We start from the raw sequence: 11780 nt of genomic DNA on the forward strand, positions 1-11780 counted from the left end.
CGGCTTCCGGGCCCGGACGGGCCGCAACGCGGGATGGCGGGGCGGCCGTTCCCGTGGCGCGGCATCCGGCCAAGACGGGCGCAACAGGGCGGAACCGCGGCCCCCGCTACCGGCGTCCTGGCCAGTGTGCAGCGTCATGGTTCCGGCGACAACGCCGCCCTCCGTATGCGCGCCACCGGACTTCTGCTGCTGGTGGCGCATCTGCTGATCGTCGGCTGGCTGACGCTGCGTCCCCGTACGGTGCCCTGGGTTCCCGCGCCCAATCTCCAGCCGCTGGCGTCGATCAGCGCCGAGCTGGCCCGCGGGCCCTGGCATGCGGTGCAGAGCCTGAGCGGCCAGGTGCTGCTGCTGGCGCCGCTGGGGGTGCTGCTGCCCATGGCGGCCGGGCGGCTGGATGTGTCGCCGCTGGTGTCCCTGACCCGTACGGTCTTCGCGGGCGCGATGATCGCGCTGGCCATCGAACTGCTCCAGACCGGGGTGCCGGGGCAGGTCCCCGATGTGGATTCGGTGCTGCTGGGCACGGCGGGGGTGGCGGTGGCTCATCTCGCCGTCGTCCCCGGGTACCGCTACAAGCTCCGCCGCCGGAGGGAGCGTCTCAGGGGTACGACCCCGAGAATTTCCAGGGTCGGTCTGGCCCCACAGGCTGACGTGCTGTCCGGCAGCCGTACCTACCTTTGAGACATCGGGGCAGCCGCCCCGCCGAGTCGCAAAGGAGTAGTTCCTCATGGCCGCCGCACTGGTCCGCCCCCGCAACAACCGAATGATCGCCGGAGTGTGCGCGGGCCTGGCCCGTCGCTTCGGTACGACCCCCGCGACGATGCGCGTGATCTTCCTGCTGTCGTGTCTGCTGCCGGGTCCGCAGTTCCTCGTCTATCTGGCGCTGTGGATACTCCTCCCTTCGGAGGACCGCGCCACCGGCGCCGCCGCCTGGTAGACCGGCCGGCAGCCGGGCCCCGCCGCGGCCGTGCGACGGACGGGCCGCGGGCGGTGCGTGGCCGGGGCCCGGAAAGGGCCGTGCCCCGGCGGCTGCGCACTGCGGCGCGGCTGCCGGGGCACGCCCGGGCCCGGAAGGCGTCGGCTGGATCAGTTGTTGCTGGTGCTCAGCGGCAGGCTGTGGAGGGCGCCGTCGATCGGGACGGGGCCGAGCGAGTTGCCCTTGGAGTTGGTGTGCGTCGTGACGCCGGCCGGCTTGAGGACGTGGGCGGTCCCCGCAACGGTGCGGGTGGCCCCCTGGAGCTTCTCGGTGGCCGAGTGAACCGGCAGCTTGTCGGTGGCCGACTTGACCAGACCGTCGCTGCCCACGGGCACCGACGGGGCCACGGAGGCCGCAGAGGCCGCGCCTGCCGCGGTGACGACGAAAGCGGCACCCAGAGCGGCGGCACCGAGAGTCTTGATGGTTCCCTGCTTCATCGAAATACGTCCTTGTGATGGGGATGGTGATCGGGGCTCGACCGGCCAATCAACCTAGTGAGGCAATTACCGCCGCCGCAAACACCCAAGGCCCGGCAAAAACGGCCGGTGGACAGGCACCGGCCGTTTTTGCTACATCGCGCGCCATCCCGCAGAACGCTCGTTACACAGCGTCAGAACCCCTGCTCGTACCGGGTGTTGTGCCCGCCTGACGGAAGAGCCATTCGGCCCGGAGTTCCGCGTATCCGGGCTTGATGACGTCATTGATCATCGCCAGACGTTCATCGAAAGGAATGAATGCTGATTTCATCGCATTGACTGTAAACCACTGCATGTCATCGAGCGTGTATCGGAATGTCTTGACCAGGTGCTCGAATTCCCGGGACATGCTCGTGCCGCTCATCAGCCGGTTGTCGGTGTTGACCGTGAGGCGGAACTGGAGCCGGCGCAGCAGCCCGATGGGGTGCTCGGCGTAGGAGGAGGCGGCGCCGGTCTGGAGGTTGGAGGTGGGGCACATCTCCAGCGGGATGCGCTTGTCGCGGACGTACGAGGCGAGCCGGCCGAGCGTGACCGCGCCGTCGTCGTCGACCTCGATGTCGTCGATGATGCGCACGCCGTGGCCGAGCCGGTCGGCGCCGCACCACTGGAGCGCCTGCCAGATGGACGGCAGGCCGAAGGCCTCACCGGCGTGGATGGTGAAGTGGTTGTTCTCGCGCTTGAGGTACTCGAAGGCGTCGAGGTGCCGGGTGGGCGGGTAGCCGGCCTCGGCGCCCGCGATGTCGAAGCCGACGACGCCGGTGTCGCGGTAGCGGTTGGCGAGTTCGGCGATCTCCAGGGCGCGGGCGGCGTGCCGCATGGCGGTCAGCAGGGCGCCGACGCGGATGCGGTGACCGTTCGCGCGGGCCCGTCGCTCGCCCTCGCGGAAGCCCTCGTTGACCGCCTCGACGACCTCTTCGAGGCTCAGCCCCTTCTCCAGGTGCTGCTCGGGGGCGTAGCGGATCTCGGCGTAGACCACACCGTCCGCGGCCAGGTCCTCGGCGCACTCGGCGGCGACCCGCATCAGTGCGTCGCGGGTCTGCATGACGGCGCAGGTGTGCGCGAAGGTCTCCAGATAGCGCTCCAGAGAACCGGAGTCGGCCGCCTCGCGGAACCAGATCCCCAGCTTGTCGGGGTCGGACTCGGGCAGGCCGTCGTAGCCGGTCTCGCGGGCCAGGTCGACGACGGTACCGGGACGCAGCCCGCCGTCGAGGTGATCGTGCAGCAGCACCTTGGGGGCGCGCCGGATCTGTTCACTGCTGGGGAGGGTGGTGGTCTCGCTCGTCATCTCGGCACTGTAGCCCCTACGCGCGTAGATATCACCGAACGATACGTAACAGTGACCCGTCCGCAGGGTGGCCGGTGCGCTGCCTTCTGCCATCGTTCTGGTCATGTCTCAGCAAGCGCTGCCGGTGCGCGAGGCCCGGCTGGGAAGACCGCGGGGTACGGCGGGTGCGGACCGGACGGTGAACGGGGTCGCCCTGTTACTGCCGTCGGGGGGCGCGACCGGGGTGCGGCGGCCGTCGCCGCTGTCGGCCCTGGCGGTGCGCCCGCTCGCCGTACGGCTGGCGCGGGCGGGCCGCCCCGAGGGCCTGGCCGCCCATGTTCTGCGCTATCGCTGCCGGGGCTGGAACGGCTCCTCCGCCCACCCCGCACGGGACGCCGCCTGGGCGCTGGACGAGATCGTCCGCCGCTACGGCGATGTGCCGGTCTGTCTGGTCGGCACGGGCATGGGCGGCCGCGCCGCCCTGCACGCCGCGGGCCATCCGGCCGTCCACTCCGTTCTCGCCCTCGCCCCCTGGTTCCCCGACCCCGTGCCCGAAACCGCCCCCGATCCGGTGAAACAGCTCATCGGCCGTCAGGTGCTGCTCGTCCACGGCACCAACGACGAACGCACCGACCCCGACCTCTCCTACCGCTACGCCGAACGCGCCAAGAAGATCAACCGCGACATCTGCCGCTTCGAGGTGCACTCCGACGGCCACGCCCTCCACCAGCACCGCGCCGAAGTCCACGCCCTGGCCACCGACTTCCTGCTCGGGTCCCTGTTCACCCGCGACTACGCCCGCCCGGTCCGGGACGCGCTGGCCGCGCCCCCGCCCCTGGGCCTGCGGATGCCGCTGGCGTCGGGGTTCGGGGCGTCGCTGCGGCATTGAGCCGGCGGGGGGTGCTGCCGCATCTGCGGGCCGCCGTCACCGAGGCACGTCACACCGACGCACGTCACCGAGGCAACAGCACCCCCCGCCGGCTCAGCAGGAACTTCTTGAACGCGGCCACCGGCGGCGTGTCCTGGTGTCCGTCCACCCAGGCCACGCCGATCTCGCGGACCGCACGCGGCGCGGTCACCGTCAGCTCCGCGACGCCGGGGCGCGGCACCGCGGGCGGCGGCAGCAGGGCCACGCCCAGCCCGGCCGCGACCAGGCCCCGCAGCGTTTCGGCCTCCTCCCCCTCGAAGGCGACCCGCGGCGTGAACCCGGCCTCGGCGCACAGCGCGTCGGTGATCCGGCGCAGCCCGAACCCCGGCTCCAGGGTCACGAACAGCTCGCCCGCCGCCTCCGCCAGCCGGATCCGCTTGCGGCGGGCGAGCGGATGGTCGTCGGGGACGACGAGCCGCAGCTTCTGCTCGTCGAGGCGCCGGGCGACGAGGTCCGGGGAGTCCGGCACCGGCGAGGTCAGGCACAGATCGAGGTCCCCGGCCCGCAGCCGTTCGATCATCGCCTCGCCGTAGTTCTGGACGAGCTGGAAGCGGACCCGGGGGTGATCGGTGCGAAAGGTGCGGATGAGGCCGGGGACGGTCTCGGAGCCGAGGGTGTGTAGAAAGCCGAAGGCGACCTTGCCGGCGCTGGGGTCGGCATCGGCGCGCAGGGACTCGGTGGCTCGGTCGAGGTCCGTCAGCATCCGTTCGGCGCTCGCGCGGAAGGCGTGTCCGGCCGGGGTGAGCGAGAGGGTGCGGCCGTGCCGGGCGAAGAGGGCGACGCCAAGGTCCTCCTCCAGGCGGACGAGGGCGCGGCTGAGGGTCGGCTGGGGCATGCCGAGTTCCTGTGCGGCGCGGGTGACATGCTCGTGCCGGGCCACCGCGGTGAACTGCGCCAGGCGCGGGGCGAGCGCCCAGGCCCAGGAATCCGCCCCAAGATCAGTGGCCTCCGCCACTTCCGGGCCGTCTTTTCTGTTGCGAGGTTGCGACAGTGGGGCTCGTGAACTGCGATCATGCTTCACGGAATCAATTATGCAGTTTCCATGCATTGGACGCATGAGGCGCCCACCTCTACCTTCGACGTATGCCTCCCGCTGATACCGGGGCGTCCGTCACCATCCGTGCGGCCGCCTCTCCCCAGTCGTCCACCGACACGTCTTCCCCCGCGGCCGCCGCCCAGGACCCCGAGTCCGGCAAGCTGCACCCGGGCGGCCCCGGCTACCGCCGGATGAGCTTCGCCCTCTTCGCCGCCGGAGTCGCCACCTTCGCGCTCCTGTACTCCACCCAGGCCCTGCTGCCCGCGATCTCCAGTGACCTCAACGTCTCGCCGGACCAGGCGAGTTGGACGGTTTCGGCGGCCACCTTCGGCCTGGCGCTCGGCGTGATCCCGCTCAGCGCGGTCTCCGAACGCCTCGGCCGCCGCACCCTGATGACCGGCTCGCTGGCCGTCGCGGCCCTGATCGCGCTGCTGGTGCCGTTCGCGCCGTCCCTGGGCGTCCTGATCGCGCTGCGCACCGTCCAGGGCATCGCGCTGGCGGGTCTGCCGGCCTCGGCGATGGCGTTCCTGGCCGAGGAGGTACGGGCCAAGGCCCTGGTGGCGGCCATCGGGCTGTTCGTGGCGGGCAACAGCATCGGCGGGATGTCCGGCCGGATCGTGACCGGCTGGGTCGCGCAGGGCTGGGGCTGGCGGGCGGCGCTCGGCGCGGTCGGCCTGATGGCGGTGGTGTGCGCGGTGGCCTTCCGGCTGCTGGTCCCCAAGGCGCGCCACTTCGTGCCCCGTTCGGTCGGCCCGCGGGCCCTCGTCCGCACCCTGACCGGCCATCTCGGCAACCCGCTCCTGCGCCGTCTGTACGCCATCGGCGCCCTGTTCATGACGGTCTTCGGCGCGGTCTACACCGTCATCGGCTACCGCCTGGTCGCCGAGCCGTTCAACCTCCCGCAGGGCATCGTCGGCTCGATCTTCGTCGTCTATCTGGTCGGTACGGTCTCCTCGGCCGCGGCCGGCAAGCTGGTCGCCCGGATGGGCCGCCGCGGCGCCCTCTACCTGGCCGTCGGCGCCACCGCGACCGGACTGCTGCTGTCGCTGACCGACACGGTCGCCGCGGTCCTGGCGGGCCTGATCCTGATCACCGCCGGCTTCTTCGCCGGCCATGCGGTCGCCTCCTCCGCGGTCAGCCGCACCGCCACCACGGCCCGCGCCCAGGCATCGGCCCTCTACCAGTGCTCCTACTACATCGGCAGCAGCCTGGGCGGCGCCCTCGGCGCGGCGGCCTTCCGCGCCTCCGGCTGGCCGGGCACCGTCGCCCTCGGCCTGGTGGCCCTGGCCGCCGCCGCGTCGATCACCCTGTACGCCACCCGCAAGGCGGTCGTCGAGCAGCGCCTGCTGCGCCTGGGGAAGGCGGCCTGACCCGCCGACCCCCTAGTGAGCCGAAGGGGCCGTCCCGCCACCTGTCCTGGTGGGGCGGTCCCTTCGTCGTACGCCGCTGATGTCGTACGCCACTGATGCCTTATGCCACCGATGCCTTACGCCGCCGATGTCCCTACAACACCCGGTCGGCCCGGGGCAAGGAACGTACGGCGTACCCCACCGCCCAGCACAGCGGCAGCGCCAGGGCGGCGACCAGCGCGAATTTGGCGGCGGCCGGGGCGTGCAGCCAGCGGAAGGCGAAGCCGAGCGCGACGAGCACCGGCGGGTGGATGAGGTAGACGGCGAAGGCGTGCCGGGAGAGGAATCCGGCGGCGCGGCCCTGCCGGTTGAGGTGCTCGCGGAAGAAGACCGTCAGCCCGATGACCATGCCGACGGCGAACGCCGACTCCCAGGCCGCGTTGGCCAGCGACTGCCAGGTGCCGTGCCCGTCGACCGCGTCCGCTGACGTGAGGAGCACCGGCACGTACGCGAGCGTCGCCACGGCGGTGACGCTGAAGCCGACCCGGCCGGCGGTACGGGAGAGCGTCTGCGGCCAGCCGCGCCGGAAGGCGAGGACGCCGATGACGAAGAAACTCGCGTACTGCGGAAGGAAGTCGGGGGTCGGCAGCCCGACGACGGGGAAGGTCATGCCGGTCGGCACGAGGATGCGCCACAGGTACGTGGCGAGGGCGAGGGCCGCAGTGAAGGCGATGATGGCGCCCGGCCGAAGGGGCCTGTGCTCCTGCGCGCGCCGCGGTCCGTACGCCGCCTGGTGACCGGCCTCCGCGGCGAACGCACCGCCGTCTGCCTGGCCACCCGCCCGGCGGTCCGTACGGCGCCGGATCAGCGCATACACCCCCGCGAGCACCAACAGCACCTCGACGAACCACATCGGCCCCGCGTCCCAGCTCACGAAGTAGTAGAGCCAGTAGGGCAGGCGGTCGCGGAACTGCTCGAACCCGACGAAGTTCACCATGGGCCGGATCAGCAGGATGAAGACGAGCAGCGGGATGCCCAGGCGCCTGAGCCGGTCGCGGTAGAAGAAGCGCCCGCCCTTGCGGTCGTAGGAGGGCGGGGTGAAGTACCCGGCGATCATGAAGAAGAACCCCATGAAGAACGCCTGGTTGAACATGACGAAGGCGTCCAGGAGCAGCCCGGAGCCGTCCTTGGCGGGCTCGGTGTAGTACCAGGCCGGGATGTTGCCGTAGGTGACGGCGGTGTGGTGCAGCACCACCAGCGCCGTCAGCGCGATTCGCAGGTTGTCGATGTACAGGAGCCGCGCCCGCTGAGGGCGCGCGGCGGCCGGCGGGACCGCCTCGTTGCCCGAGGCCGCCTGCCTCAATCCGTCCGTTGTCATGATCGTTCGTTCCCCCGTTTTCGATTCGTTGGTTGTGCTCGGTGCTGCTCAGCTCTGCTCAGCTCTGCTCAGCCGCTGCTCTGCTCAGCCGCGGCGAAGTGATCAGTGCTCTCGCGGCCGGTGGTCCGCGGTGGGGCGGGCCTCGGCGGGACGGCCCTCGGCGCGGGTGGCGTGCTCGAAGAGATCGGCCAGTTCGCGGGCGTGCGCGGCCAGGTCGTGCTCGGGGTAGGCGCTCCAGTACGCGAACATCGCATCGATCCCGGACTGGAGGCTCACGGCCATCGTCCGGACGTCGAACGGCCGGAAGTCACCGCGCTCCTGGCCCTCGCGGAACCCCTCCTCCAGCGCGACATACAGCGATTCGCTGGTGACAACGTCGTAGCGCGGAGCCCCGTCCCCCTTGCGGAAGTTGCCGAAGATCTCACCGAGCGCGGTGAGCTGGACGCGATGCCCCGCCATGTACTCGGCGACGGACTGGATGTAGACGCGCAGCCAGCCGCCTCCGCCCTCCCGTTCCTTCTGCTCCTCCATCCGGGGGCCCACGAACGCGCCGATGCGCTCGTAGACCTGCTCGACGACCAGCTCGATCAGCTCGTCCTTACCGGCGAAGTGGTACGAGATCACGCCCTTGCTGATCCCTGCCCGCTCGGCGATCTGCGCCAGCGAGGCCTTCGCGAACCCCCGTGCCGCGATGGTCTCGACAGCCGCATCGACGATCTGCGCGCGCCGCGCCTTCTCAATGAACGAGCGCTCGGGCTGCTCCCCCACGTGCTGCTCCACCTCTCCCTGGCCCGGCCGACAACTGGCCGTCCGGACCATTTTCTGACCGGTCGGCCAAAATTTAAGTCACCCGGACAGGCGCTGTCCAGTCGGGGGGACAGAACGAGACATGGGCGGGCCGGCGGGCCACCGGGGGAGGAGCAGGGCGTCGACCGGGGCAAGTTCGGGCAAGTTGCTGTCGTTCGAGGTCAGTTCAGTGAAAGGCTCGCCACAGATCGTCAGCTCCCCGCTCGGAGGACACCATGGCCTTGCACAAGCTCGGCAAAGACCCCGAAAGCCCCAGCGGCGGGTCACCCACCATCTACCTCGACGACATGAAGAACACCTATCTCGTCCAGGGGGTAAAGGTCGAAGACGAGGAGCGTCTGTCCAACATGGACATTCCTGGGCACGAGACGGTGGTTGAGATTCCCCGGCGCATGGTGCAGTTCTTCTTGGAGGTGAAGGGTGACGAAGGTCCCGACGTTTGAGGAGCTCTTCCGCAACTGCCATGGCTCGGCAGTCCACTTGGAAATGCGCGACGGCTACATGCGATCAGACCCCGCCTTCATCGACTGGGCTGCGGGAAAGCCCCTTGATCCTGCCGAACGCTGGCAGGACTGGCTCAACATCGTGAAGGAGACAACAAAAAGAGGCGTGAAAGTACGCCGCGCTCGCATCGTCTCGGAACCCGTTTCCGACTACATCCGCTTCGAGCACTCCGTCACCGACGGACTCAACATCAACGCAGGAGAAGAAGTCAGCTGGCTGCCACGCCGCCAGGCAACGGGCTTGGCGCTGCCAGGAAACGACTTCTGGGTCTTCGACGACAAGGAAGCGCTGATCAACCACTTCGACGGAGAGGGAGAATCACTGCAGCACGAGTACACCGAGGAGCGTCGCCTGGTGTCCTTCCTCTCATCGACCTTTGAGACCGTTTGGCAGAAAGCTGTCCCACATGTTCAGTACCGGGTGGTCTGACTACGGGACAGGCTGAAGCGCGGTGCACACTCCACCTTCTTCCTCCACTGTCAAGGAGGCGAGGGTTTCCTTCGGCCGGCGTCTGCGTGAGATCCGAAAAGACTCGGGACTCACCGCACGGGCGCTGGCCGTACTTGCAGGTTGGCACGAATCCAAATGCTCGAGGATTGAAAACGGCTCCAGGGCGCCTTCCTATGATGACATTCGCTCCTACGCAGAGCATTGCGGAGTTCCGCACCTTGCAAACGATCTGATTGACACAGCACGCGGCATCGACGGCATGTACGTCGAGTGGCGCCAACTAGAGCGGTCAGGGCTCCGCCGGGTCCAGGAGTCGGTACTCCCGATCTGGGAGCGCACGCTCCGCTACCGCATCTACTCATCATGGCTTGTCCCAGGCCCCGTGCAGACAGCGGCGTACATTCGAGCGGTCCTCACGTCGATCCGCGACCGACGGCGTCTCGTCGATGACGTTGAAGATGCAGTACGCGTTCGCGTCGCAAAGCAGCGCATCGTGCATGAGGGCAATCACCGGTTCTCGATCATCTTGGAAGAGAGCGCCCTCCGCTACCGGATCGGCGGCGTCGAGACCATGGCGGGTCAGCTTGGCCACCTGCTTGCCGTGGCCAAGCTACCTTCGGTGAGCTTGGGTATCATCCCGCTCACGGCCGACCGCTCCGGCCTCTGGCCCGTAGAGGGCTTCTTCCTCTTCGACGACGTCCAAGCGAACGTCGAATTGGTCTCCGCTCACCTGACCATCGTGCAACGCCACGAAATCGGCCTGTACGCAGAGACCTTCGCAGCCCTATCCGAGCAAGCCGAATACGGTGCGGGGGCGCGAGCCCTCATCACAAAGGCGATTGAGGCGCTCGGGTGAACGTGGGCAAGTTTGGGCACACCCGTTGAGGCCCGAGAGCCCCCAGCCGTTGACTGAATACGAGCCGTAATCAGTAAAGCGTGGGAGGGGCCAGCCGTCATCGAGCCGTTCGCCGACGGTGGACTGACGCTCGTCCACAGACCAATCAAACTCAACGCCCTTACCTGGACTCTCCGCTACATGCGCGCGGAGGCCCGATAGATGCCCTCCTCGGCTCCCCAACGACGGGGCCGTTGAGGTGCTCACCCCGCCCACGGCGGCCGTATAGGGGCCCGGCCTCGGCGCCTCGGAACGTCGCGTTTGATGCCGAAGTCGGGCCCAACATCCCTACCGTAGAAGGGAAGAAACACCATGACAGTCGCTTTAGAGCAGTCGGTCAAGGTCCGGCAAGGTCGTGACCTCGTCTCGCCGGAGTTGTTTGATCGATTGGCGGATTTCTGCGCCGACGAATACGGCCTTGAGCGCTGTGTCGCTGAGCGCGTCCAGAGCGAGGCCATCGCCATGTGCTACGTCATGGGCATCACCAATGCCGGAGACAGCATGGCTCCGAGCAAGCAGGTGGACGTCGGCTGGCACACCTTCATGTTGCACACCCAGGAATACGCCGAGTGGTGCCAGGAGAGCTTCGGTTACTTCCTGCATCACAGGCCGAACAGCAAGATTCGCACCAAGGGCCTGATGGCCGACGTCGTCGGGCGTATCAAGGCGCAAGGTTTCGAGGCAGACGAGCGGCTGTGGGGTGCCCCAGCCGAGTGCAACCCTCCGGCGTGCTGTGGAGACGGCCCCTGCTGCTAGGCAGCTGACCGCTGGCGTCCGGGATCGTCAGCCCGGACGCCAGCCAATTCCAGGAGAATCTTCATGCCGGAACCCGCCCATAAGGGCAAAGGTCGGGTCACTGCCTTCAGCGTGTTCGGCCCAGTCTTCGGCTACACGTCGGAACTCGTGGACGACCAGCAGATTGCGTACGTCGGCCCGCTGACGCCGGGCGTTCAGTGGCCGAAGCTCTGGCAGATGGCAGCGCGATGCTGTCGCGACTCAGCGCAGGACCGGGAGAAGGCGCAGTGGATCACAACTCAGGCAACTCGCGCTTTCATCATGCACGCTGACCTTGTGACGAAACTGCCCGATGCCGACTGGCACATAGATGGAGGCGGGCACCGGATCGATGTCTGCGGTTGGTCGAACCACGATGCACTGATCACGGGCAACATGGCCGTGCCCGATCTCACGCCCGAGCAGGTCTCGATGAAGTACACCTACTACCCGCACTACTTCGTCGACTGAGGGACAGCTGGGTTCGCAGGGCCCTGCCCCTGGGAAACGGACACTGCCCGCCGGGGCTTTGTGTGTGGACGGCCCGGCTCTCTCGGGGGGGGCGAGAGAGCCGGGCCGTCCTGCCCCTGCTCAAGGCCTTCTGGTCGGGGACGTTAGGCAGGCGAGGGACCGGCGCGTTGGCCCGCTGGGTCTACTGGGTCGGGCGGGCATCCTCCGGGTGCCCGTTTTCCTTGCGCGCCTTCATATCGCCGAGAATTTCCCACAAGGCGAGGCCGCTCTCTGCCTGAAGGACCTCGCTCAATTGCCGTTTCAGCAGAGCGCATCCAGGACAGTGGCCGGGCTCGGCGAGACCGGAACGAGGCACAGCGAGTGGATCTACGGCGTAGGCTTGCGCGCGCTGCTCGGCGAGGGCCCCGCACACATCGCACCCGGGCTCCGGATCCGGATCCGACGTCGGTTCCATCAGGTGGACTTGGCGGCACCT

At 68.7% G+C, this 11780-nt stretch carries 14 protein-coding genes and 1 pseudogene; 10 read left to right on the forward strand and 5 right to left on the reverse strand.

Features of this window, described 5'->3' with window-relative positions; genetic code table 11:
* The first annotated feature begins 126 nt into the window (after positions 1 to 126).
* Both SNA_RS34275 and SNA_RS34280 read left to right on the forward strand, forming a co-directional pair.
* Positions 127 to 678, forward strand: a complete 552-nt coding sequence (locus tag SNA_RS34275; RefSeq protein WP_030066848.1) for a VanZ family protein — start codon at positions 127 to 129, stop codon at positions 676 to 678.
* 46 nt (positions 679 to 724) lie between these two features.
* Positions 725 to 934 (forward strand): PspC domain-containing protein, encoded by a 210-nt coding sequence (locus tag SNA_RS34280; protein ID WP_030066847.1) that lies wholly within the window; start codon positions 725 to 727, stop codon positions 932 to 934.
* Positions 935 to 1083: 149 nt separating this feature from the next.
* Here the strand turns inward: SNA_RS34280 and SNA_RS34285 are convergent, their stop codons facing one another.
* Entirely contained in the window at positions 1084 to 1410 is a 327-nt protein-coding gene (locus SNA_RS34285; protein ID WP_030066846.1) for a hypothetical protein, read from the reverse strand.
* A 163-nt stretch (positions 1411 to 1573) separates the two neighbouring features.
* A complete protein-coding gene (locus tag SNA_RS34290) occupies positions 1574 to 2734 on the reverse strand; it encodes an adenosine deaminase (protein ID WP_030066845.1) in 1161 nt (386 codons plus the stop codon).
* A gap of 103 nt (positions 2735 to 2837) precedes the next feature.
* Between SNA_RS34290 and SNA_RS34295 the strand changes: the two genes are divergently transcribed.
* Positions 2838 to 3602, forward strand: a complete 765-nt coding sequence (locus SNA_RS34295; RefSeq protein ID WP_030066844.1) for an alpha/beta hydrolase — start codon at positions 2838 to 2840, stop codon at positions 3600 to 3602.
* Positions 3603 to 3666: 64 nt separating this feature from the next.
* On the opposite strand, the gene SNA_RS34300 is transcribed toward SNA_RS34295, so the two are convergent.
* Positions 3667 to 4689: a LysR family transcriptional regulator gene (locus SNA_RS34300; protein WP_420823542.1), complete on the reverse strand. Its 1023-nt coding sequence runs from the start codon at positions 4687 to 4689 to the stop codon at positions 3667 to 3669.
* 35 nt (positions 4690 to 4724) lie between these two features.
* Here SNA_RS34300 and SNA_RS34305 point away from each other — a divergent pair, with 35 nt between their 5' ends.
* Entirely contained in the window at positions 4725 to 6047 is a 1323-nt protein-coding gene (locus tag SNA_RS34305) for an MFS transporter (protein ID WP_044368174.1), read from the forward strand.
* A 133-nt stretch (positions 6048 to 6180) separates the two neighbouring features.
* Here the strand turns inward: SNA_RS34305 and SNA_RS34310 are convergent, their stop codons facing one another.
* Entirely contained in the window at positions 6181 to 7404 is a 1224-nt protein-coding gene (locus SNA_RS34310) for an acyltransferase family protein (RefSeq protein ID WP_078970385.1), read from the reverse strand.
* A gap of 102 nt (positions 7405 to 7506) precedes the next feature.
* Positions 7507 to 8184 (reverse strand): TetR/AcrR family transcriptional regulator, encoded by a 678-nt coding sequence (locus tag SNA_RS34315; protein WP_241779942.1) that lies wholly within the window; start codon positions 8182 to 8184, stop codon positions 7507 to 7509.
* 242 nt (positions 8185 to 8426) lie between these two features.
* Here SNA_RS34315 and SNA_RS34320 point away from each other — a divergent pair, with 242 nt between their 5' ends.
* The 6 genes and pseudogenes from SNA_RS34320 (at position 8427) to SNA_RS34340 (ending at position 11305) form a co-directional block, all read left to right on the forward strand.
* The gene (locus SNA_RS34320; RefSeq protein ID WP_030066838.1) at positions 8427 to 8654 is read left to right on the forward strand and encodes a hypothetical protein; all 228 of its coding nucleotides are present in this window, start codon (positions 8427 to 8429) and stop codon (positions 8652 to 8654) included.
* On the forward strand, positions 8632 to 9144 hold the full coding sequence (locus tag SNA_RS34325) for a DUF6879 family protein (protein ID WP_030066837.1): 513 nt from the start codon (positions 8632 to 8634) through the stop codon (positions 9142 to 9144). Before SNA_RS34320 ends, SNA_RS34325 begins: the two co-directional genes overlap by 23 nt.
* Positions 9145 to 9166: 22 nt before the next feature.
* A pseudogene (locus SNA_RS45095) lies at positions 9167 to 9370 on the forward strand (helix-turn-helix domain-containing protein); the annotation flags it as partial.
* 54 nt (positions 9371 to 9424) lie between these two features.
* On the forward strand, positions 9425 to 10021 hold the full coding sequence (locus tag SNA_RS34330; RefSeq protein ID WP_338059849.1) for a DUF5753 domain-containing protein: 597 nt from the start codon (positions 9425 to 9427) through the stop codon (positions 10019 to 10021).
* A 351-nt stretch (positions 10022 to 10372) separates the two neighbouring features.
* Entirely contained in the window at positions 10373 to 10816 is a 444-nt protein-coding gene (locus SNA_RS34335) for a glycine-rich domain-containing protein (protein ID WP_030066835.1), read from the forward strand.
* Positions 10817 to 10879: 63 nt separating this feature from the next.
* Positions 10880 to 11305: a hypothetical protein gene (locus tag SNA_RS34340; protein ID WP_030066834.1), complete on the forward strand. Its 426-nt coding sequence runs from the start codon at positions 10880 to 10882 to the stop codon at positions 11303 to 11305.
* Positions 11306 to 11780: the final 475 nt, after the last annotated feature.

The organism is Streptomyces natalensis ATCC 27448 (genome assembly GCF_000935125.1).
GTDB lineage: Bacteria > Actinomycetota > Actinomycetes > Streptomycetales > Streptomycetaceae > Streptomyces > Streptomyces natalensis.